Source organism: Patescibacteria group bacterium (assembly GCA_028717685.1).
In the GTDB taxonomy this organism is placed as follows: Bacteria; Patescibacteriota; JAQUNI01; order JAQUNI01; family JAQUNI01; genus JAQUNI01.
In genome coordinates, this window is sequence record JAQUNI010000001.1 from 651,340 (window position 1) to 675,447 (window position 24,108).

Genomic DNA, 24,108 nt, shown 5'->3' on the forward strand with positions numbered 1-24,108 from the left:
TCTGCCAGCAGGCATGATTTAACTTTTAATTTAACCTTCGTGCCTCGTCGTAAAAAAACAACAGTGAGGCGCAAATCGCGCCGCAAGAAATCTTACAAGCGGAGTCCGCAGCCCAAAAAAATGGGAATAAAGAAGAGGAAAAAAAATAAGCCTAAAACTAAAAGAACGGCTTGGCAGAGAGCTCGCCCCGCAAGGAAGAGAAAACCTCTTTATTTTTCGCGCGCGAAAAAAAGCGCCGCTAGGCGCAAAAAGACCCGTCGTCCAGTCAGGCGGACGAGGCGGAAAAGCGCGGTTTCGCAAACGAAATTAGATTATCTTTTTCATAAAGGCAAAGAGCAGGGTTTTATCACGGTGAACGAGATTTTAGCAGCAATTCCTGAGATTGAAGATTACGAAGAAGCTCTAGACGATTTTTTATCTAAATTAGAAGAAGAGGGAGTGAGTATAGAAGAAACCAAAGGGGATTTAATTGAGAAGGCAGAAGAGAGCGGGGAGGAAGAAGGGGAGAAGTCTCCGAAAGAAATAGGATTTTGGGAGGGTCTGGATCTTGGCGATATCTCTTCAGATTCGGTTCAGATGTATTTGCGGGAGATCGGCAAAGTACCCCTTCTGACTTCTCAAGAAGAGGTTGATTTATCCAAGCGCAAAGAAAAAGATGACCAGGAAGCGAAGAATAAGCTTATTGAAGCTAATTTGCGCCTCGTTGTTTCTATAGCTAAAAAATACACCGGACGTTCTCTTTCTCTTTTAGATTTAATTCAAGAAGGCAACATTGGTCTTTTCCGGGCGGTAGAAAAATTTGATTACCGCAGGGGCTATAAATTTTCCACTTATGCCACTTGGTGGGTTCGTCAGGCAATCACGCGGGCGCTCGCCGACCAATCGCGCACGATTCGGATTCCCGTGCATATGGTGGAAACGATTAATAAATTCACCCAGACGGAAAGACGTTTAGTGCAGGATTTGGGACGAGAGCCGATGCCTGAGGAAATCGCGGCGGAAATGGGCATTCCCTTGGAAAAAGTGCGGCAGATTTTAAAGGTGTCGCAGGAAACTGTTTCTTTGGAAACGACCGTGGGTGAAGATGACGAAGATTCAACCCTTGGCGATTTTATTGAAGATGAAAAGACGCCTACCCCGGACCGCTTGGCGGGTCAGGAACTCTTAAGAAACCATATTAAGGACGTAATTCGGGATTTAAACCCCAGGGAGCAGAGGATTTTAAATATGCGTTTTGGTTTAAGCGATGGCATCTCTCATACCTTGGAAGAGGTGGGGCAGGAGTTCGGCGTCACCCGTGAGCGGATCCGCCAAATTGAAGCGAAAGCTTTGGAAAAGATTCGGGATCATACGTTGATTAAGAAGTTGAAGGATTATTAGAGTAGCAATCGGTAATCAGTAACTGGTAATCGGTAATATGAATATTATAGATAAAAAGATCGTCAAATTTTATGATCTGGAGGCTTGGCAGAAGGCTTATGAATTGGTCTTGGAAATTTATAAGATTACAAAGTTATTTCCCAAGGAAGAATTGTTTGGGATGACAAGCCAATTAAGAAGAGCGGCGGCTTCAATAGTAGCTAATATCGCAGAAGGTTTTGCGAGATACCATTATAAAGATAAGGTAAAGTTTTATTACCAAGCACGCGGTTCGGTTGCCGAGGTTCAAACCTTTTTGTTATTAGCCAAAGATTTAAAATATATTGATTTAAAAATTTGTAAATATTTAGGGGAAAAGTGCAATGAGGTAGGAAAGCTGATTAATGGTTTGATTCGTTCCATTGAGAAACAAAAATAGTTTATGAATTACTAATTACTAATTACCGATTACTGATTACGAATATATTCCGCGATAGCTCAATGGTAGAGCAACTGGCTGTTAACCAGTGGGTTGCAGGTTCGAGTCCTGCTCGCGGAGCCGACAAAAATATGGCTTAACAAATCCATATTTTTTATACCCCTTCGTGGACGTTAGAACTTTTTAATGATATAATGAAGTTATGAAAAAATATCCTCTTATTCTATATGCGGTGGCGATGGCAGCCGTCATAGTCGGTGTAGATTTAGTGTTCTTCAGAAATCATCCCTGGGAACGGCTGATAGTGAACATTGGCATTGTCTTGGTGTTCGCAGCTTTCTACTTGAGATTCCTTTATCGGTAAAAATAAACAACCATTGGCGGCGCGCTAACGAAGTTGGCACAAAAAATTGCGGCGGCGGAAAAAGAAGCGGCGAAAGCTTGGGCGATCTAAAAGTTTTTCAAAATTCAGCGTTCGGCCCCGAAGGAAAGCCTTCGGCTTCCGACGGGATAAAATTTTCGCTAAAAAAAGTTCGGATTTCGTTCAGCGTTTGGAGCTCATATAAAAAAATGGCTTATTTAAGCCATTTTTTGGTTAAAATTAGTAAAAATGATTGATAAAGTGTTGCTAAATATTACGTCTCTTTGATAAATTAGTAAAAAGTTATAAAATACATAGATCTTAATAATTTAAAGATAACTAAAAAGAAAGTATAAGAAGAAAGGAAGTGATAAAGATGGAGATGTTTAGTGGTTTTGATTTTTCGGAATACGGGTCACTCTCCAAGTTTGGGCAGCATCCGAAATTTGAAAGCTCGTTTAAAAAATGGCGGCGAAGGTTGCTCAATGGGCAATCCTCTAATGTTGTCAAATTAGCTGATATTCCGAAATTAGGGAGTGTTTATCTTATCCCAAGGGATCAATATATAGAGATTGTTGATGGATTCGGGGATACGATCGCTATTGGAAGTCCTGGTAATGCTATGTTTCCATTTAGCTCTTACGATTTTTTTGGAGACATCTATGAGGATGAGTATTTCCAGGAGCTTCTTCTGCAACCGTTCTTCCGCTTAGGAAAAATCAGTCAGCTCGGATATCTAGTTCCACCAAAGCCTGAGAGTTGGAAACTAAACGTTTCCATAATTTATCCCGCTCCTTATTTTGTCCATACCAGGTGGGCCCATTCAAGATTAGTTGCCTTTTTAATGGAGGTGATTCTTGCTAAGCATGGCTATACAGAGAAAGAGCGGCTTCCTGTTGTTTTAACTGCTGCTTATCATGATGTTGCTACGCCGGCGGGTGGGGACTCGGTCAAAAGAGTGGATGCTGAAGGTCTTAATGAAGAAGAGAATTTTGAATCGGTGCTAAGGCATTATGATTTGGTCCAAAAATGGTCTGATAGGTATGGGTTTGATATAGAAAAAGCAAAACAATGGGTAAAGGGTATCGGGCTCTTTGGCAGACTCTTGGATATTATAGATAGAGTAGCCTATACGGCATTGGACTGTTATTACGTGGGGTCTAGTCGTCCTTGTAAGCTTAGATTCTTTGGGCTAGAAAATCCTTTAACTCTGGACGTGTGGCAAGATTTAAAATTTAATGATGATCGCAATGACTTTGCTTTTACGGACCCAAACAGATTGTTCAAATTTTTACTCTTTAGGGCGTATGAGCACGAAGAGCTATTGATGAATCCGTATTCTAGGGCATTGGATTTTTTCCTGCAAAAGCTAGTCCAACCTCTATATAAAACGGGAATGATTATCCGGGAACAGCTTCTTTTGGGGGATGATGAGTGGTTATATGGAGTACTTAAAAAACATTATCCAAATAAAAATTTGTGGGCCTTTATTGAGCCAGAGATTGTAATCTGGAAAAAGTTTGACAGTTCAGAGGGGCTTTGGAGGTTTTGTTTTGGAGATGAAACGATAGATCACGTAGAGCAGATCAAAGGTTTTGATACTGGTTTGGGTCTTGGAGTATACAGCGGCGCGGAGATTTTGCCCGTCAGAGAATTGCTGGCGGATGATCAGATTGAGGAGTTGGAAGAAATCAATAAGCAGGTAAAAGGATATTATGCTTATTGGATAAAAGAGTGAAAGGTTGGGACAGTGCTAAGGGAAACAAAATTTGTTTCCCTTTTTATTGACTTTTAGAAAAATTGGTTTAATATGAGGGTTAGTTTAATTAGTTCATTAAACTTGGTTTAATAAGAGAAGGTGACAAATATGAACCTACGAGCTTGGTTTCAGAGAAGATATGTAAATGAGATAGTAAAAGTTTTAGTTGAGGATGATAGAAAATGCCAAGAACTCATCAGGAGAGTAGAGGCGGATTATGAGGTCAAAGTAAAACTACCGGACTCAAACAGCATACCAAGTTGTTTTCTCGTTGATATGCTGGAAAGAGCCTTTACAACTGGAAAGATTGTTTTGCCTCCGAAGATTACCGTCCTTGATTTCGGGTGTGGCGATTGGTTCTATGCTCCCTTTTTACTGGGTTTTCTAAAACATTGGCAAGGATTCAGGGAGGTTTGTCTGGAGGGGATTGATTTTCCCAGTCGGAAAAATAAAAGGTCCCTACGCCGATTGCAGAAAGGAGAACCTGATTTAAGAGTCCATTGGGGCGACATTATGAATTTGTCCCAAGAGAACAAATACGACATAATTTTTGCAAGCCATATGGTGGCTTCGCCCCATCATTGTAAAATGTGGGGGGTTCCTTATTACAAGCCCAGTATGTTGTTCTCTTATTTACAATCTTTAGGAAAGCCCGACTGTTTGTTCGTTGTAATAGCTTATGAATATGCTGGAGAAGACGCGATTTTTCGTTGCTTTAAATCAAAGTTAACAGAATTTTTCTATCAACCTTTGGTCGAAAAAAAGTTTAGTTCCTTTCTTTATAATCGTCGCGGCTTTCATGACAACTCAATTTGTATCAGTAGATCTCCATTTGTGGACCTAGAAGCATGCGCGAGATATGAAGAGAAGAATGAGGAAATGGACGCAATACTTTATTAAACAAAGGACGGCTCTATCGGGAGCGTCCTTTTATAATCTTAAGGATTACCGTTATCCGCTCCGTCTAAGATATAATGAGTAGCAGACCACGTCGCTCGCGAGCCCCGTCGCTCTTGAGCGACAGGGCGAGCGGCGTGGCAGGGCAAGGTAAAATATGATAAACTAAGCTTGCGGGTTTAAATCAGGAGATATTTTCACTAAAAATATTAAAACAAAAAATATGAAATGGCGCGTGATTTTATTTATTGTTTTTTTCTGGTCAATCGCGGGAAAAATAGAGGCCGCTCAAGTGACCATCAATGCAACCGCGGATACCTATGTGAACTCTTATGCACCGACCCAAAATTTTGGCAGCGTTAATACTCTGGAGGTGCGCTCGCGCGATATTTCCCGCTCGAGTTTTCTCCAGTTTAATCTTTCCCACTTTATTCCCTTAGATGCGACGGTGACCAGGGCTTACTTGAAACTATATCTTTTTGACAATTTTTGTTATACCAATGCCACCGCGCCGATGAATATCCGCATCTATCGGGTGAGCGGTCGTTGGTCTGAACAGAGCATTACTTACCAGAGCCAGCCTGATGCTTCCACCGTGGACGGCGCAAGCCTTACGCTTCCTCTAAATTCTGCCGCGGGATATAAAACTTGGGATGTTACGAATATTGTTAAGGGTTGGATTGATAACCAATATCTTAATTATGGTTTGCGCACATATTATTATTCAGAAAATAATTGTCAAGCCACATTTTATGCCCGTGAGGCAGGGGAAGGAATGAAGCCTCAGTTAGTTGTTGAATATACGCCGCCTCCGGACCGCACCCCGCCGCAGATTAGGGAAGTTTCAGCCGAAGTAACGGCGACGACAGCGACCATTCGTTGGAAGACATACAATGACCCCTCTTCAAGCACGGTTGCTTACCGGCGGCCGGGAGCACAGCTCTGGCCAATCCAGAGCGCCGGGGGTTTAACAGTTGATCACAGTGTAACTTTAACCAATTTACAACCCCAAACACTATATCAATACACGGCGAAATCCAGAGACGCGGCAGGCAATGAAGCGGTTTCCGCGGTTTTAGAATTTACCACGGCAGAGGCCGAAGATCTGACTGCGCCGGATATTTCCAATCTGAGCGTTAATCACCTTTCAAGCCGCGCGGTAGAAATTATTTGGAGCTCGCAGGAAGAGGGGACAGGAGAGGTACGCTATAGCACAGATCGCCAACGCGTATCCATTGCCACCCAGGCGGGGCTCAAGACCAATCATACTGTGCGGTTGGAGCCGTTATTACCCGCCACAACTTACTATTTTGTGATTGACTCGGAAGATGCTCACGGGAACAGGACAGTCCGCGAGGAGGATCAATTTACTACGCAGGCAGACGCTGCCGCTGAAGAAGAGGATGGAGAGGAACAGGATGAGGAAGAGAATTATAATCCTCTTTCCGTTTACAATATTGTTTCAGATGTTTTGAGCCCGACTAGTATGCGGTTCAGGTGGTGGAGCACAATTGACGGCACCTCTTGGGTTTTTGCTTCGGCAGACGCGGATGACGCGACATCGATTGAAGATTATGAGTTTGTCGCGGGGCGCAATGATGGAGTAGATATGCACGAGGTTGTCTTGAACAATCTCGCGCCCGCCACAACCTATAGCTATCGCGTTCTAACGCGCGGCGCGGATGATCAAGTGGGTCTTTCAGAACTTAAAACTTTTCGCACTGACGCCCAATCTGCTCCCGAGGCCGCGGATGAGCAGCCCGAGGCACCTCCCCCGCTGCCGGCTGAACCCGATGGCACTCCGCAAGGTCAAGTCCCAGAACAAGTTACTGATCCGGCGGTGATTGAAGAGATTCGGCACCAGGCTCAAGAGGTAGTAGAGAAAAAAGAGAGTCCGGAGCCTGCCGTGAAAGAAAGTGAAAATTTGGAAGATGAGGGTCAAAAACCAGCCAACTTGGGCTCAAAGTTTTTATTTATTTTATCGCGCTTCTGGGTTTGGATTATTCTGGGGGGCGTTTTTTTCCTTGCTTTGCTGGGCATATTACTGTATTTATTATTACGCAAGAAAAAAGGCGGTGAAAATAGGGAGGCAAATCCCATCGCGTCGCAGCCAAGCAAGACAGTACCGAGCCAGATAGCGGCAGGGCAAACAGGCACGCAGACCCCCCAGCCCCAAAAGACCAAAAAGAGCTAAGGATGTATTATTGCCTTCTTCTTAATTAGTTTTGCTCCTTTTTTGAGGGCATTCTTCTAAACACAGTTAAAATTGGAAAGATGAAAAAGATTTTAATAATTGGATTGATTGCAGGTATTTTAGTAATTGGAATTATTGCCTTTTTCTTATTACATTTTTCTTCAGAAGAGGAGAATAATGTGGGCCAAGAATCAGAAATTTTTTGCGCAGATTACGATGGAAATCAACAAGAATGTTTATCCTATTCAGAATGCAAGTGGAGTTCAGATATAAATGAATGTGATTCAACAGATATGGTTGATGAAAATTATGAAGGATTGAACCAAGAATTAGAAAATATTGCTGTTCCAAATAATCCCTCAAATACTCTTTGCAAAAAAATACCTTTGTCAGGTAAACCTCCTTATGGTGAAAGATATTACTGTTTGGCAGTTGTAAATCATGATGAAAGATTTTGTGAAGGGATTGATGAAGAAAAGGGGAAAAATATTTGCCTAGCCCATGCAAAAGCAGACCCCTCTTATTGTAAAAAAATCCAAGAAGATTCAGCTAAACATGTTTGTTATTATATGCTTGCGGTATCAAGCAAAAATGCTGATTTTTGTAGTGATATTAGTTATAGCCAACATGAAAAAGAACAATGCTATTTTAATTTTATGAGTAATTTATATCAGTGGGATAAATCTGATGAGATAAAAACAGAATACTGTAATCAACTTGGTACTCCAGATAAAAATACTTGTCTTGCGTTAAAGGCGAGAGATATTTCTCTTTGCGGAGATAATCCTCATTGTTTGACTTTTTTTGGGCAAGATTTGTCTTTTTGTGATGAACATCCTGAAATAGATGGTTGCATAAAAGATAGGGCAAAGACAAGTAAAAATGTGTCAATTTGTGAATTACTTCCCCAGCCAGATAGAGATAGCTGTGTCGGGGTTTATTGCACCCACACAGAGCTTGATGTTAATATTTGTGATAGGATTGAGGGTATTAAAGAAAGGCAAGACAGGTATATAGAACTTGCAATGAATTTAGGTAATTGGTAAAAATTTAATGCCGCAAAATCCTAAAAGTTTATTTTGTTTTTTTTATTCATTCTGATTCAAAATTAAAATCCAGTAATTTTTTCCTAGGGGAAATTGGGGTCAGATCTTGTATCTTGACCTCTTTTTATTTTAAAGCGGTTCATAACTTGGTCCGCCTTGGAGGAATTTATATAAAAATGGCTTATTACAGCCATTTTTTGGTTAAATAATTTGACAAAATAATTCAACTGTTTTATCATTATATTTTATAACTCATAATTTACTGAAAGAGGCGATTTTTTGAAACACGAACATTGTTTTTTGGAAGATAGACTTTTTCAGTAGAATAGAGAGTTTCAATCTCTATCCTAGTAATGATAATGATTTATAAGTTCTACTGTTCATTCACAATTGAATAAGGTTAGAAAATCTTGAAATTTCTGTGAGGAGGAAATGATGAAATCAAAGAATTATAATAAGAGATGGTTGGAAAAGTAGAGGTTATTTTTTAGCTATCTTTAGTTACGCTTGATTAGTAGGATACAAGGGTGTGAAAATCAAGAAGGAGAAAAAAATGGTAAAAGGTGATGTTGATAGAGTGAAGGGGTATATTGATAGTGGTCTGATTGATCCTGTCAAAATAGCTCAAGAAATTGAAGGGTTGCCAGCATTACAGGTGGCTTATATTATTGATACGTATGACTTGATGCCGTCTACAATTGAACGTGGTGAGCTATATGAATCTGATAGTTTTATTGACTTAGCTATGAAAACCCCTGGAATTCTTGAGGATACTCGTTTTGAAATACTTGCGCGATTTCATGAAAATTATGCTGCTAAGCTTTTTGCAGAAGGGCTGAAACTTTATCTTGATAGTCAAGAGGGAACTATTTTCGAATTTAATAAAGATACTGAAATAGATCCTACCAAGCCAATATCTTTTGTGAGGATTACTTACCGTCCTAATAAAGGAATAGAGCTGAAATATCTAAATGGAAATGCGCCTAGTAAGGGGTTTTATACCGTTTATTTGGGGAATAATTACACGGTTGTGTTTGATAACTCGGTTTTTAATAATAGGAAGGCAGTTTTTGAAGAACTTAGCTCAATTTTTTTATCTCGCAAAATTACATTTGTGGACTGTTCTCAGGAAGAGTTAAATGTGGTACAGCAATTAGAATCCGCTTTCTTATTAGCTTCAGTTGGCAGGACTCCGGTCTCTTGTCGATTTAAAGAGTCTTTCTTAATTGAGTGGTTGTCTTGGCAGGGCAAGCGGCAATTAGCCCGTGAGGAGGTAAAGCTTTTAGCCCGCCTCCTAAGGGAGAAAAATTTGTCTATCATGACTCCGGCAAGAATTAAGCTTTATAAAGCTTCAAAAGGGCAATATGATAGAAGGCTTTTGACGGATATATTCTTTAGGAAGGAGGAGCCCAAAAAAATGGTTTCTAATATAAATTGCCTAATGAATTTTAATATGGATTTAGCAGGCATTAAAGGTCCTATTGAAAAAGCGCCATTTCATATTTTAGCTCAAGACGTACCGATTAAGGTTGCTCCATTAAAAGGGTCGATTTCTTGCGCTTCTTATCTCATGAAATTTTATCCAGGGTATGGGGTATTAGACCAAAGTAAATCCATAATGGTATTAGATGAACTTTCGCGCGAGAAGCGCTCTCGTTTGTATCTTAGCTTCTTTTATGATCCCGAGAGTCCGCTTTACAAAGCGCATTCCGCTTTTAGTAATGAAGTTAGCAAACAGCTCAGAGAAAGAGGATTAGATAATGCCCGAAAGCTAATCCAGGCTTATATTGTTCGAAATAAGATGAGGATTGAAGATATAAAAGCCGAGGATATAGCTTTTCTATTTTCAGGTGGTTCTACTTTTTCTTTGTGCGGGATAAAAATACCTCATAGGACGAGACTTATTATGAATAAGATCTTTCCTGACGAATACGGACGGCTTTCTTTAGAAAGCGGTGAGGAATTATTTTCGCTTGATAATGAAGGCTTAATAGGTATTCGCAAAAGAGCTTATTTTGACGATGGTGCTGATGATGCCGATATTTATACATCGGATGAGTTAAAGAGAATCAAGGAACGTTTTCGAGAAAATAGCAAAATGGCAATTAAATGCTATCTTGCTTTGCATCCCGAAAAAAGCTTAGATCTATTAAGCCAAGGAGATTTGACCGCTATTTCAGCTAAAATGTTGAGAATTTTGGGCGGTAGTTCTGTAAGGGTTTGTTTGAATAGATTGATGCCTGATCAGTTCTTAATCCTTGATGAGGAAAAATCCCTTCATTATCTCATGGCAAAAGATAGGGATAAATTTTCTTTAGCCAGAAGATACATTCCGGATTATTACCATATCGTAGAGGAGGAGCCAGATAATTCCCAAATTTTATATGATGAGCATGATATAGCAGTGATTCGTGAAAGAACTATTGAGAATCTGAGAACTCTTGTTAAAACTCTTTTAAAATTCAAAGGATTTAGGTTTGTAGAGGAATTGGGCAGGCATAATACTGAAGGGCTGATTGATTTGCGCATTTTAGGCAATGCTTTCCCTAGTAGAGTTGATGGCAGTAATAATTTTATTGCTTCCACGAGAAAACTTTTCTTTAATGATTACGGTGTTTTAACTGAAGAAAAGTATAGATATTGGAAGCATCAGGCAACGGGTCCAAAGAAACGTTATTTAAGCAATGTTTTTTTTATGGATCCAGACCTTGAAGATGGCTGGACTAAAGAAGAAATTGAGGTAATCAAGTCACAATCTAAGAAAAATGCTATATTAGCCCTTAAGCTTTATATGCAAGAAGAAGGTATATTAGATATTCATAATATAACCAAGGAGATGCTGATAAAAGGAGTTGGGAAGCAGCCATTACTTCGTATCCTTGGTGTTTCTAGCTTTAGGAGCATTTTGAATGAAATATTCCCGGATGATTTTGCTGTTTTAACCCAAAACGGAGTTAAAAATTATTTTTCTTCTTCAACTACCCAGAAGCAGGCTCTTAATTATTCCTACTTTGGGACAAATGCTGACGGAGGGCTTGAACGGTATGCTGAAATTTCTGGCTTGAATAAAAAGTGGGTTTCTAATGCTATTGTGATGTTTCTTGAATTTCTAAGGGTAAATAGACTGTCATGGAAAGTATTCGGAGATGATGGGAGTTTACATTCTGATATTACTTTTACTCTTCCGGACAGTGTTTTTAGGATATTCAAGACCGATAACCATCACTTCATGTGGATTAAGGAGCAAATCGCGCCATTCCTTCATCCCATTGAAGATACAGAAGCTTTCTATTGGATCAATCTTGCTGAAACTGTAAATTTAGTAAAATTTTGGCAGTTAGATGATCTAAAAAATACTAATAGAATTCAAGACGTTCCTCTGCAGTTAAGAGCTAGAATCGCCGCAAAGGTTTTTGAGCATGGATATCCTTTTATTTCTAATCAAAGAAACATGCTCGCAGCTGATTCAAAGGCGCTATTGCTTGCTAACCTTGATTCAATATCGGATCAACTTGATGGGATTGAAAAAGTTTTATCGTTAGCTTGTTCCGACAGGTATGCCAATGTTAAAAAAGCTAGTTGGCAATCAATTTACTTGCTTAATCGCCACAATCCAGCGAAAGCAGAGGAAAGCATTGCAATCTTGATGCGTTCCCGCAATCTTTCTGATGCTGAGGTAAAAAATATTCCGTCTGAATTACTAAAGGTAGTGAGCATTACGGCTGGAAAAGTTAACAGCGATTTAGTTGACTTGCTTAAAATTTTTGGGCAAGAGCTAGATCTTGATCAAAATTGGCATAGCGACCAAATCAAGCTTATCAAGGGTGCGATTGCTGCGATAGATCATTTGGCCAAGGGTGAAATAGATCAATTGTTAAGATTGGCAAAGTTGGTTATAGAAAAGAATTTTTTTCTTTTTTATAATAGGGTTTTTAGGATTTTGGCAAAAAATATCAAATTTTTAACCGTTGATCATTTTGGAAGTTTAGCGCCAATAATTCCGGATTTAGTCTTTGATTCCAATGATGTGACGAAACAAGTCGGAATGATGCTGGTTGAAAATTTGCGTTTAGCTTACCCTGTTTTAGGAGAAACGAATCAAGCTATGACAGGGAATGTTTTACAAGATGTTAAGAATAGGATAATCACTGGAAATTTTTAGGTTTCCAGTGATTCAGGAGGTTTAAGATGGGCAGCACAATAATGAGCGGTTCTTTGATGAAATTAATTGATGCAACACTGGAAGAGGCAGAAAGAAGAAATGCGCTTTTAAAGTTTCGGGGGGAACATGGATTGGGAATAAAGCTAGTAAAGAGGAAATATTTACTTGAAGCTTTAGAAAGCTTAAATGCAAATGCAATGTCGGTTGTTCTTAACGAACAGCTGTTAGAAATTATTAAGTCATTTTGGGCGTGCATTATAGATCCTTTAATGAGAACAGGGTCTATTCTAGGCCACCATTTGGACTTTTTGCGCAATGAAGTAAAGCTTACAGCTACGATCGGCATCAAGGCTATATGTTTTATTCAAGAAAAATATGAACCACCAGAAGTTTTAGTGGACTTATATTTCAATGAAAAAAACAAAGAAGGCGTAGAAGCTAAGATCAATAAGCTCGGCGAATTGGTTTTTATTGACCCTGATATTAATAGGTTGTGGCCAATAAATATTCGCAGGGTTATCCAGGCTTCGGTCTTAGCTTATTATCTTGTATTAGTTTGTCCTGGAATATGCAAAGAGTCACCTAGCGGCGATGATGATGAAAAGGACAATGAAAAACGAGAGCAAAAAAAGAAACGGAAGGGAGTAATAAATTTCCGAAGGGCGCATTTACGCACATTGCCAGAAGGTTATGTCGCCTCAGCACGCCAGTTGGCACTAGCTATCTCTTCTGGAAAATATAGCGAAGAAGAGATTGAACATATAGTGCAAGAGGGAAGGCACCAAACTTTTGTGAAGGAATTTTCAAAAGAGGATAGCGACCTTCCGAATATAGATCCTAGAAAGTTATTTAGTAAAATTTCCCCAATAAAATTTCTAAATGCTTATTTAGATTTAACGGGAGGTTGAGTTTTCTGGGTTATTCTGAAAAAGAATAACCCTTTTTATTACTAAAATTTTAAAACAGACCGTGCTTTTTTTGTATTTATTTTTAATTGTTTAAATATATTTAGCTTCCACGAAAGAAAGATTTTTGAATTCTCCTGTAATTTTGTCCCAATCCGTCAAAATAGAGGAGGTTTAGAATAGTTTTTTTGTTTGCCGAAAGTAGGTTATAATAAAAAAGATATCCCCTTCAAGTTTGCTGCGGCTGGGTAATTTGTTAGTATATTGGAGACAAAAATCAAGGTGTATGAAACAACAATTAGCAAAATTAATTCCGGCTGGCAGCGTAATTTTGGGAATTACTACTTTAATCTCGTATTTATTAGGATTGGTTCGCGATCACTATTTCGCTCAAATCTTTGGCGCTTCAAGGGCTCTTGACGCTTATAACGCCGCTTTTTTGATTCCTGATTTGTTATTTAATATTTTGGTGGCGAGCGGGATTGCCGCGGCTTTTATCCCGATTTTTACCGAGCTTTTGAAACTTGACGCGGAGCGGGCTTTAAAATACGCAAACTCAGTTATTACCGCCGCTATCGGATCAATGATCATTATTTCGGTAATTATTATTATTTTTGCCGGTCCGATTAGCGCGTTAGTGGTCCCGGGGTTTAATCTGACGGATCGCGCGCTGGTGGCTAAAATTCTTCGCCTCTTGGCTCTATCGCCCATATTTTTTGGAGTCTCAAACGCTATCGGCGCTATGTTAGTAACTAAACGGCGTTTTCTTTTTTATGGCTTGTCTCCGGTTTTATATAATTTAGGAATAATCGGCGGCACAATTTTTCTCGCGCCGCATTTCGGAATTATGGGCGTGGCATTAGGCACTGTCGGCGGCGCATTTTTACATCTCGCAGCCAGATTTTTTGACGCGCGGCGGTCAGGTTTTGTTTTTAGTTTAAAATATTCTTTTGGGACCGCGGAGTTTAAACAAACTCTCAAATTAATGTTGCCGAAAATGCTTGGCCATCCGATGGAGCTCATTACTTTTTGGGCGTTTACAGCTATTAGTTCTACTTTAATTCCCGGTTCGGTAGCGGTGATGAGTTTTGCCCGAAATTTTGAAAGTGTTCCAGTTAGTTTAATTGGTATTACTATTGCCACAACCACCTTCCCGATTTTAGCGATGACGATTGCCGACCGTTCGATTGAACGTTTCCGCAAAATTTTAAGAAATTCTTTTTTGTTAATATTTTTTACCAGTATCGCCGCCGCCTGCGCTACCTTTTGGATAAAAGAACCCTTGGTTCGGATTGCTTTGGGAGGGGGAGCGTTTCAGGCGAGTGATATTGCCAGAACCTCGGCGACTTTAGGGATGTTTGCTTTAGCCATACCGACCGAAGCCTCGATTCAGCTTTTGGCGCGCGCTTTTTACGCTACAAAAAACACGATCATTCCGGTCGCGTTAAGTATTGTCGGGCTTATTATTTCAGTTGGCGGCGCCTATTTATTGGTTCCGCGCTATGAGATTTTAGCTTTGCCTTTAGGATTTTTTATCGGCAGCGCGGTAGAATTAATTTTGTTGATCTTCTTAATTTTGATTAGGACTCGGCAATTATTCAGCCATATTCCCAAAAATGAACAACCGTTGTTGCAGTAAGTTTTAGTTCGGGTAAACAACTATAATGGCTTTGCGGCCAGTGGGGATATCTTTCTCTAATTCTAAATTGTTTAATTCGCCGCCGCCAAAAGGCGCGTCGTGAACAGCGTTATATAGAACATTAGCGTTGTAAACATAATTGTAGCCTCTTCTTGTGCCGACATCATTGGTAATAAAGTTGCCATCTTTAGTTATACCTTTAACCACGATCATATGATAAATCGGTCCGGGTTGGCGATAAAACGGATTGTTGACCATGCGGCCAGCTAAGGGCACGATGACTGGACGGCCGGCAATTATTTGCGTTTTAATATCTTCCAGAGAAATATCATAATCGACATCTACCCGTTTATAACCAAAATATTCTTTTAGTATTTGTCCGGTTTCTTTGGCGGTGGTATGTTCGTAATAGCCAAAGGTTTTATTTTCCCAATCTACTATTTTAAGAATTTCTTGTTTGGCAATTGCCGGAGTAAGCTTTTCGTGTTTGTAAAAGCGGTCAACTAAAAGAGCCGAGGTTTCTTCGCAGGCTTCTCCATATGGCAAACTCCAATCTTTATATGGCGCTTGGGCGGAAAAGGGCACAGCTAAGTTTATGCCGGCAAATTTAGTGGAGGTGGCGGCAATGGGCGACGTTGAAACATTTTCAACCTCTGTTGGCAATTGGCGTTTCTCCAATTCCAGAATAAGGTCTCGAATATTGCTGCGAAAATAAAAAGCCGAAATCCCGACAACTATCAATGCCCCCGCGGTTATTAATATTTTTTTCATACTATTTATTATACAATATTTATATAATATCAAACAATATTAAGCCCACGCATTTCGCATTCTGATGCCGTTATGATAAAGGCAATCGCAGAATCAAAATGCGTAGCCCCAATAACCTTATTATGAACAAGCATTTAAAAGTTAAATCTTTCCAGGAAACTTTAAACGCTGGCATGTGCGGGCCGGCTAGTTTAAAGATATTATTTAGTTATTATGGGATAAATAAGACAGAAAAAGAATTAGCCAAGATGATTGGATGGGATAAAGATCTAGGGGTAGATGATAAAGGAATCAAACAGGTGGCAGAAACACTGGGTTTTAAGGTAAAAATAAAGAATAATAGCAGCTTCGGAGATATTGAGAACTGGCTAAATAAAGGCGTGCCAGTTATTGTGGACTGGTTCACGCGAGGCAGATCTGACTATCCTGATTCGGAAACAGCCGATGGACATTATTCGGTTGTAGCCGGTTTGGATAATAAATTTATTTATCTTCAGGATCCGGAGATTGGAAAAATAAGAAAAATAAAAAGGTATGATTTTATGAGAGTATGGTTTGATTTTAAAGGGGACTATATTCAGAAAAATAAATTGATAATTAGACAGTTAATAGTAATTTATCGCTAATAAGATGTTTGGAAAGTATCGTTTTTCCGAGAGCGCAAATATAGTAACTCCCAAAATACTAGGACCTAAATCCGAAGAACTATTAAGAATAAATTTGGGGTCAAGTCTTAAAGCTTGACCTTTTTTTATTTTAAATTATAAAATCGCCAGAAGGGCGATTTTTTGGTAAAATAAAAAAGAGTTCATTAAAATAAAAACAAATTTATGCATTTAAAAGTAAGATACATTTTTATCCTTGCCCTTTCGGTCATTTTTATAGGAATTGGCATATATATTTTGTTTTCAAAGACAAAAAAGGAGTCTTCTAAAACTCCAGAGAGGACTCAAATTATTTGGGTATTGGAAAAAGCGGGCGAAGATAAGGAGACAGGAGCGCCGCTTACGAGAGTAAAAGTAGATTTCAAAGGTGAAATCAATAAAGGATATGACGCGGGGGTTTATGCCGGAAACTGTTTTGAGATTGCCAAATCTGAATGGGAACTCTTAGAAAATGAAGTTTCGGGAGTGATTTGCTGGTGGGCAGGCGGGGGAGATGAAATCGGTATTTTTCAGGAGGATGACAAATTGGTTATCAAACACGGGACACTGAGCGCGGGTGGTCCTGCCACAGAAGATGAGCCAGCCATACCGAATTTTAGAGGCGACTTTGAAAAACTTTTTTGAAATGAAAGTAAGACCTGTTTTTTAACCCCAATAAAAAGAAGCATTATTTTATGAAGAGAATTTATCTTTTATTTTTTTTAGTTATTATAATTGCCGTCATTGTTTTATTAGTTTATATTTTTTTTCAAAAGCCAAAATCATCCTTGCCGCAAAACAATCTCCCCACGGTTTCAACCAGCGAGCCAAGGCAGAAAAATAATTCGCCATCAGTTTCAAACACAGAGCCAGCGCCGCAACAAACCCAACCCAAAAATGCAAATGTCGGAGATACTGGCAAAGGAAGTGCAAGTATTTTTCAACCTCCTTTGGATAGAGCAGGGGAAAGGGTACTTAAGAAAAAGTTTGGTATGTATATCACTCCTCAAAATTCGCCAGTGCAGCCGGAAAGATTTCAAGGATATCACACGGGAGTTGACTTTGAAATTTTTCCCGAGGAGTTAAACGCAGAGGTCCAAGTCCACGCGGTTTGTTCAGGAGAACTCAAGCTGAAAAAATACGCGTCTGGTTATGGAGGAGTCGCAGTTCAGGCTTGCGAATTAGATAAAGATCCGATAACTGTGGTCTATGGACACTTGAAATTGTCTGGTATCGCTGCTGATGTTGAAACAAATATTAATGTTGGCGAAATAATTGGGATTCTAGGAGCTAATAGAAGCGTGGAGACAGATGGTGAACGCAAACATTTACATTTAGGTTTTCATAAAGGAACAGCGATAGATATTCGAGGTTATGTGAGTTCGGAGGCAGAACTCGCTAACTGGATTGATCCCTGCCTTTATGTTTGTCATAATTAGAGCTATAAATTTTAAAAAGTTTGGGGTCAGGTCTAAAAAATTTAACCTCTTTTTTATTTGTTGGCTCCACAGCCTTCGCTAACGCTTAAGACTATGGAGCCAACAACTGACATCTAAAATGGCTTACTTAAGCTATTTTTGGTTTTGAATAGTAAATATTGACAAAAAGTAGATAGTATGCTATTCTATGAGCATAGTTCTTTGTAAATGAGACTTACCGAAATTTTACCGATTTTCCTTATTTTACCTCTGCTATTTCAGAGATTTAATTATTTTAGATGCCTGAAATGGCAGAGGTTAGTTTTGTCCATCTGTTGTCGCGTAAATTTAGTTGTAATAGTAAATGGGATAAAACCCAAGGAGAGAAAGATGAAGATATTAAAGTTTTTAGCAATAGCAGTGACATTTTTGTTGGGTATTGTTTTTGCGATTTTTACAGTATTATTAGGGATAGGATATTTATCCATGGTTTTTACTGGTACCCACTTATCTGCCGAAGAGCAGACAGAAATCTTGCTTATGGGTCTGCCAATATCTGCTTCCTGTTTGGGATTGGGGTATGTCTCTTATGGATTTTTCTCTTTTTTCCACTGGTTGCGGAAACGTTGGTTTCAGGTGAACAGAGAGGAGAAATTTGGGGTCAGGACATTTGGGGTCAGGTTTTGAAACTTGACCTCTTTTTTTATTTCTAAATTTCATTATCCCTTCGGTAAACTTAGGGTAAGCACCTTCGGCTTCACTCAAGGCAAGCATCATTTATCCAAGCGGGAAAAGTTTTACAAACCGAGCTATCTGTTCGGAAGTTTTTTTATAAAGCGAATTGCCAAAAAGGCGAATTTTTTGTAAAATAAAATAAAATAATACAAATATTTATGTTATCAGGAGGATTAAGCGAAAAACAAGTTTTAGAATTAAGAGAGAAATTTGGCGAGAATTTGATTCTATCTAAAGAGAAAACCACTTGGCTTTCAATTTTATTATTTCAACTTAAGAGCCCCTTAATTTATATTTTAATTGTTATCGGGTTTATTTCCCTATTTTTTAAAGAATACTTTGATCTGATTTTAATTTGGTCCGTGATCGTCCTTAATACCCTGATGGGTTTTTTCCAAGAATACCATGTTAAAAAAACCCTCGCTGCTTTTAGAAAACTTTTAAAGCCTAAGGCGCTAGTTGTCCGAGAAGGCAAAAGGAAGGAGATTGAAGCAAGGGAATTAGTGCCGGGCGATTTGGTTGTTTTAAATTCTGGAGATAAAGTCCCGGCTGACGGAAAAATCATCGAAGGAGTAAATTTGTTAATTAATGAAGCAATTTTAACCGGCGAAGAGGAGGCGGTGGCGAAAACAACAGAGAAAGAAAACAGTCTTGCTTTTATGGGCACGATGGTGATTTCCGGCAGGGGAATCATAAAAGTTTTAAATATCGGGAAAGAAACAGCAATTGGAAAGATTGAGCAAAAATTAGCCGACATAAAAGAAAGGAAAACGCCGATTCAGCTGAAACTTGACGAATTTTCAAAAAGTTTAGGGAAGATTATTTTAATCGTTTGCGTAATTGTTTTTTTAGTAGGATTGTTCTATCGGGTAGACGCTTGGGAAATGTTTAAGTTCGCCGTTATCCTGGCGGTGGCGGCAATACCCGAGGGTTTGCCGATAGCGATAACCGTGATTTTAGCCCTCGGGGTGAGGAGAGTATTAAAAAGAAACGGGCTGGTTAAAAGGTTAATTTCAGTTGAGACCCTAGGTTCAACCTCGGTTATTTGCACCGATAAAACCGGAACCCTGACAGAAGGAAAAATGAAAGTCGTAAAAACAGATTTTTTAGATAAGGGAAAAACATTGCTTGCTTTAACTTTGAATAATGAGCAAAGGAGCGGTTTGGAGGCTGCTATTTGGGATTATGTAAAAAAGGAAAAGAGATTTAACCCCCAAGATATTTTTGATAAAGCGGAAAGAATTTATGAGGAGCCATTTGATAGCGAAAAGAAATATTCAATGACTATAAATAAAGTTGAAAATAAGGAAATTGCTTTTTTGAAAGGGGCTCCAGAAATTATTCTTTCATTTTGCCAGATTTTTGATGAAGAGAAAAATAAAATTTTGAGAGAAATTGAAAAATGGGCGGACGAGGGATTGAGAATTTTAGGGGTAGCTTTTAAAGAGAAAGGAAATTTAAAGGAGAAGAAAGGATTTTCTTGGCTTGGCTTAGTCGGTATTATTGATCCGATCAGGAAAGATGTGAGAGAGGCAATTTTGAGCGCTCAAAAAGCCGGGATAGAAATTAAAATAGTGACCGGCGACTATCGAAAAACAGCCGAAAGATTAGCAGCCAATCTCGGATTTAAACTCGCGCCAAAAAATATTTTAGAAGGTCAGATGCTGGAAGCTATTTCAGAGGAAGAACTTGAAAAGAAAATAGACGACATTGTTGTATTCAGCAGGGTTGCCCCCCATCAAAAACAAAAAATAGTAAAAGTGCTTCAGGAAAAAGGAGAGATAGTGGCGATGACAGGAGATGGCGTAAATGATGTCCTTGCCTTAAAAAAAGCCGATATTGGCGTCGCGGTAGGAAGCGCTTCCGAGGTAGCCAAGGAAGCGGGAGATTTAATTTTACTGGACAATAATTTTACGACGATTGTCGCGGCAGTGGAGGAAGGCAGATTAATTTTTTCAAACATTAAAAAAGTTGTAAGTTATGTTCTCTCCAATTCTTTTGTGGAGATTTTTTTGATTTTCGGCTCCATAATTTTAGATTTGCCCTATCCTCTTATAATAGTTCAAATTTTGTGGCTTCACCTTATTTGCGACGGACCACCCGATATTATATTGGGCTTTGAGCCTAAAGAAAAAGATCTTATGAAAGAAAGACCAGAAAATCTTCGGAAAGAAAGCATTCTCTCTAACGCAATGAAATTTTTAATCTTCGGAATCAGTTTTATTATCGGATTCCTCTGTTTATTTCTCTTCTGGTATATTCTGGAAAAAACAGGGGATCTAATTTTTGCTCGCACCATTATTTTTACAACAGTCGCCATAGTTGATTTAATTTATATTTTTTCTTTTAAGAATTTGAAAAAACCCATTTTCAAAACCGAGAATTTTTTCAAAAATAAGCTTTTGTTTTTAGGCGTGCTTTATGGACTTTTACTTACTTTCGCCGCCATTTATTTGCCTGTTTTGAATCGAATTTTAGGCACAGAGCCTCTCAAACCAATTCATTGGTTATTAGTTTTAAGCGTTGCTTTAATTGCTACCCTTTGGGCTGAATTAGTTAAAATTGTATATAATCGAAAACATAGGCTTAATAATAATTAGCAGATATAATGATAAAATTCCATTTTACCTCTTTTTTATTTGAATCCTCACAGGAGTTATCTTTCAATTACTATAAAGAGGAGGGGTCGAGTCTAAAAAGCTTGACCCTTTTTTATTTCTATATTCTAGCAAAGCAGATGATTATTTTTTAATACCCACATTAGATAGCAAGAAATTTTGTGATATAATGAATGTGATTTTTAAAAACAAAACTATGAAAAAAATTGCCATTATCGTGGGTGCGATGTTGCTTTTTTCGGGTTGTAGTATTGGTGCGAATAAAGCATCCGAATCTGATACCAGCCAAGTCCAAAAAGGGAAAGAGGGAGAAGTTTGCAGCGCCAGCAAGATTTGCGAGGAGGGACTGAAATGTATCAGTAATATCTGTTCTTCGGGGGTCGTTGGTTCGGCATGCGCGACTTATAAAGATTGTCAAACGGGGTTGTACTGCATTAAAGCGGTCTGCTCTAATCCGCCTTCTTATACCCAATACTTTAACAAAATTCAGATCGGTAAAATGAAACCAGAACCGCCAGGGCCAAAAAATATTCCCGTTCCTGCCACCGAATTTACCTCGGCTGACACTCTGGAAATTGATGTGCAGACCAAAACCGGCGTGACAGGCACTTTGCATTATGAACTCATCAATGCCACGACAGGTCAAACCGAAATGTCTAGCGCGGACAACAAACAGAAAGTAGCGCCAGGATCGTGGGGGACAGGGTTCATGATCCCTGCAGGATTGTCGGGGCAATACGATTTGAATATCTATTTTAATGACGAGCTTATTTACACGACTACTATTACTGTGACCTAATAGTAAACCCCGTTAGAGAGTCGTTCTCTAATGGGGTAAATAACGAAATCGCAGAACCATAAGGAGGTGTGCATTTTGACTACACTTTTTTTGAGCTGACTAATTAAACAGGTTCTAACCCTTCGGCTTAGTTCGATAGGTATGACGGTGAGCCCGTCGAACCGATAACTATAAATTGCTTGAGGGCAGGCGTTCGTCCCGAGAGGACTTGAGCCCCGAGGGGCTATTGTCTACGATGCGGAGTTTATATTAAAAAAATGGCTTAAATAAAGCCATTTTTTGTTTCCAGTATTGACTTATCCGACAAAATAGGAAATAATGATGTTTATAGGATTTATTTTTTTTATTGAGATGGTTCTTTTTTACTAAAATTAATCTAGTATATTAAGCGGCAGAAGCGACCTTTGAGATGTATATAATATTTTTTGAAGTAATCATTATTTTTTGTGGAGGTGAAGATATGCAAGGAGGGCAGCATTGGAATATTCTGAAAGAGATCCCTGTTTCCATTAATAATATTATTGGTGACCCCTTCGTTCCAGCGCAGATAGAAGACACTTTTTATAAGTTATCTAGCTTACGGGCATCCGGTCATAAAGGGCCGATTTCCATCATCACTAAATCCAAATTTGATACCGCGATGTTGGAGAGGCTCTCCCTTTATGGCGATATGACCAACTTGATCATTTTCTACACATTAACAGGAATGAAAGAAGGAGGCATCCCGTTTCCGGAAAGAATTCAGACTTATAAAGAACTGGCACAGCTTAAATCTCACACTGTCTTGCTCTATCGCCCGATTATTCAGGGCCATAATGATTCCCCGGAAATAATTAAGACTATGGTGGACCTTTGCAAAGTGACAGGAACCCGTCTTGTTTATACCGGATTTTATAACCAGAAGAAAGAGAAGTTTCTTAATCCTGTAACAGAAAATAAAATTGTTCAATATGCTAGGGAAATGGGCGTTGGGAATTTTCCCAAATCAGCCTGCGCAACAAGCGATATTTTAGGTGATGTTTGTTTCGCGCATGTGAACGAGGGGTCCATGAACTTAAAGTTGATCAGGGAACTTTACGATATAGAGGACCAAGATGGGAAGATTATCCTTGCTTATGGTACGCCCGGTGATCGTAATTTCATTCGTTTCATCACCCATGCCAATGTTACTATCAACAAGAGTGAGCCTTACCATTTTTTATCTCTTCAGACAGAGATCCCTTTATTATGTTCATCAAGCTGGTTTAGCTGGAGCCAGATTGTGCCTTGCAGTATAGGATGCTGGTACTGCTCAACAGAATATGTGTTTCCGGAATGCAAGGAGCCGAAACAAATTGGATGCAACCCCGTAGAAATCCCGCATCTTGTTTCAGATAACATCGTTATGCCCGTTGGCGCATTATCTTAAATTATGCTTAAAACGGGCTTTTTATTTTTAACTTGAGAAAAGCGTCAAAGCAGGGTAAAATTAAAAAAGAGATAAAATTATGTGTAAAAAACCAATTGCCATTGCCACAATTTCTTTAAATAGGACCCCCGAAGAAGGAGAAACAGTTTTAGAGACAGTGAAAATTCTGAATAGTCTTGGTATCCCCATAGTAATAGCAGATGGCGGTTCCCCAATAAAACAAAAGAAAATAATGAAATCATTTTCCAATGTTACTTTTTTGGAAGCAGAAGGACTGACCAATGAAATAAAGACCACTTTTTGGCAGGGCGCGGCAATGGCTGATTCTCTTTTCTATCTTCATTTGGATAAATTGGATTTTGTCAGGAAATATGTTCCGAAGTTGATTCAACACTACCTCGCTTGCAAAAAGAAAAAGATGCTTGTTGTTGCGCGGACTAAAAAGTCCTTCCAAACTTATCCTCCCTACCAAAGGAAAGTGGAGGAATATTTGAATTATGTTCTCGGAGACTATTGCGGTTTAAGGTCGGATTATTATTATGGTCCGAAGATTTTTTCCTCAATGCTTGTCCCATATCTTAAAGCGCTCAAAGGGGATGTGGCTTTTGGCATTGAAGCCTATTTTTATGTTTTAAATCACAGACTCTCTCTGCCTATGGAATTCTATCCCGTGGAGATTACCGCCCCTGCCGAGGTGCTTGCAGACGAGCTCGAATTCAAACAATATCGTTTGAAAGGTCTTTCGCAACAGGTAGAAGGTTTTTTACAGGGGCAGAAAGTGGAAGTCGCAGGGTAATTCCCATCTTAAAAAGATGGCTCATTTAACAGCCTATATTAAAAATGGTTCCTATTGCGTTATTTTTCAATGGCAAAATTTCCAAGGGCATTGTCCAGAAATACTGTAACTTTTAGCGATTTTATATTATAATATTAATGAAGGGTAATAAAATAAAT

18 protein-coding genes and 1 tRNA gene are annotated in these 24,108 nt (G+C 39.0%); 17 read left to right on the plus strand and 2 right to left on the minus strand.

From position 1 onward, the window contains the following. The first annotated feature begins 39 nt into the window (after window positions 1-39). The 10 genes from rpoD (at window position 40) to murJ (ending at window position 14,761) form a co-directional block, all read left to right on the plus strand. Window positions 40-1,380, plus strand: a complete 1,341-nt coding sequence (gene rpoD / locus PHW01_03235) for an RNA polymerase sigma factor RpoD (protein MDD5626991.1) — start codon at window positions 40-42, stop codon at window positions 1,378-1,380. 37 nt (window positions 1,381-1,417) lie between these two features. Continuing rightward, window positions 1,418-1,798 (plus strand): four helix bundle protein, encoded by a 381-nt coding sequence (locus tag PHW01_03240; protein MDD5626992.1) that lies wholly within the window; start codon window positions 1,418-1,420, stop codon window positions 1,796-1,798. Between the two features lie 48 nt (window positions 1,799-1,846). Beyond that, window positions 1,847-1,918 (plus strand) — tRNA-Asn (locus tag PHW01_03245). A gap of 617 nt (window positions 1,919-2,535) precedes the next feature. After that, the gene (locus PHW01_03250) at window positions 2,536-3,897 is read left to right on the plus strand and encodes an HD domain-containing protein (protein MDD5626993.1); all 1,362 of its coding nucleotides are present in this window, start codon (window positions 2,536-2,538) and stop codon (window positions 3,895-3,897) included. Window positions 3,898-4,026: 129 nt separating this feature from the next. Further along, window positions 4,027-4,818, plus strand: coding sequence for a class I SAM-dependent methyltransferase (locus tag PHW01_03255; GenBank protein MDD5626994.1), 792 nt, complete (start codon window positions 4,027-4,029; stop codon window positions 4,816-4,818). A gap of 220 nt (window positions 4,819-5,038) precedes the next feature. Next, window positions 5,039-7,009 carry a DNRLRE domain-containing protein gene (locus PHW01_03260; protein MDD5626995.1) on the plus strand — a complete coding sequence of 657 codons (1,971 nt, stop codon included), beginning with the start codon at window positions 5,039-5,041 and terminating at the stop codon, window positions 7,007-7,009. An 80-nt stretch (window positions 7,010-7,089) separates the two neighbouring features. After that, on the plus strand, window positions 7,090-8,055 hold the full coding sequence (locus tag PHW01_03265) for a hypothetical protein (GenBank protein MDD5626996.1): 966 nt from the start codon (window positions 7,090-7,092) through the stop codon (window positions 8,053-8,055). A gap of 529 nt (window positions 8,056-8,584) precedes the next feature. Next, window positions 8,585-12,217 (plus strand): hypothetical protein, encoded by a 3,633-nt coding sequence (locus PHW01_03270; GenBank protein ID MDD5626997.1) that lies wholly within the window; start codon window positions 8,585-8,587, stop codon window positions 12,215-12,217. A gap of 26 nt (window positions 12,218-12,243) precedes the next feature. After that, window positions 12,244-13,125: a hypothetical protein gene (locus PHW01_03275; GenBank protein MDD5626998.1), complete on the plus strand. Its 882-nt coding sequence runs from the start codon at window positions 12,244-12,246 to the stop codon at window positions 13,123-13,125. Window positions 13,126-13,408: 283 nt separating this feature from the next. Then, window positions 13,409-14,761 carry a murein biosynthesis integral membrane protein MurJ gene (murJ, locus tag PHW01_03280; protein ID MDD5626999.1) on the plus strand — a complete coding sequence of 451 codons (1,353 nt, stop codon included), beginning with the start codon at window positions 13,409-13,411 and terminating at the stop codon, window positions 14,759-14,761. A gap of 3 nt (window positions 14,762-14,764) precedes the next feature. Here murJ and PHW01_03285 read toward each other — a convergent pair whose 3' ends face one another. Next, window positions 14,765-15,532: a C39 family peptidase gene (locus PHW01_03285; GenBank protein MDD5627000.1), complete on the minus strand. Its 768-nt coding sequence runs from the start codon at window positions 15,530-15,532 to the stop codon at window positions 14,765-14,767. 122 nt (window positions 15,533-15,654) lie between these two features. On the opposite strand from PHW01_03285, the gene PHW01_03290 reads away from it, so the two are divergent. The 3 genes from PHW01_03290 to PHW01_03300 all read left to right on the plus strand — a co-directional run bounded on the left by PHW01_03290 (window position 15,655) and on the right by PHW01_03300 (window position 17,615). Continuing rightward, window positions 15,655-16,158, plus strand: coding sequence for a C39 family peptidase (locus PHW01_03290; protein ID MDD5627001.1), 504 nt, complete (start codon window positions 15,655-15,657; stop codon window positions 16,156-16,158). Between the two features lie 204 nt (window positions 16,159-16,362). Next, on the plus strand, window positions 16,363-16,821 hold the full coding sequence (locus PHW01_03295) for a hypothetical protein (GenBank protein ID MDD5627002.1): 459 nt from the start codon (window positions 16,363-16,365) through the stop codon (window positions 16,819-16,821). 50 nt (window positions 16,822-16,871) lie between these two features. Then, window positions 16,872-17,615 (plus strand): M23 family metallopeptidase, encoded by a 744-nt coding sequence (locus tag PHW01_03300; GenBank protein ID MDD5627003.1) that lies wholly within the window; start codon window positions 16,872-16,874, stop codon window positions 17,613-17,615. A gap of 486 nt (window positions 17,616-18,101) precedes the next feature. On the opposite strand, the gene PHW01_03305 is transcribed toward PHW01_03300, so the two are convergent. Next, entirely contained in the window at window positions 18,102-18,371 is a 270-nt protein-coding gene (locus PHW01_03305; protein MDD5627004.1) for a hypothetical protein, read from the minus strand. A gap of 116 nt (window positions 18,372-18,487) precedes the next feature. Between PHW01_03305 and PHW01_03310 the strand changes: the two genes are divergently transcribed. From PHW01_03310 to PHW01_03325, 4 genes are all read left to right on the plus strand, one after another. Then, window positions 18,488-20,929: an HAD-IC family P-type ATPase gene (locus PHW01_03310; GenBank protein ID MDD5627005.1), complete on the plus strand. Its 2,442-nt coding sequence runs from the start codon at window positions 18,488-18,490 to the stop codon at window positions 20,927-20,929. Between the two features lie 214 nt (window positions 20,930-21,143). After that, window positions 21,144-21,746 carry a hypothetical protein gene (locus PHW01_03315; protein ID MDD5627006.1) on the plus strand — a complete coding sequence of 201 codons (603 nt, stop codon included), beginning with the start codon at window positions 21,144-21,146 and terminating at the stop codon, window positions 21,744-21,746. Between the two features lie 460 nt (window positions 21,747-22,206). Continuing rightward, window positions 22,207-23,154: a hypothetical protein gene (locus PHW01_03320; GenBank protein ID MDD5627007.1), complete on the plus strand. Its 948-nt coding sequence runs from the start codon at window positions 22,207-22,209 to the stop codon at window positions 23,152-23,154. A gap of 79 nt (window positions 23,155-23,233) precedes the next feature. After that, entirely contained in the window at window positions 23,234-23,950 is a 717-nt protein-coding gene (locus PHW01_03325) for a hypothetical protein (GenBank protein MDD5627008.1), read from the plus strand. The last annotated feature ends 158 nt before the right edge of the window (window positions 23,951-24,108 follow it).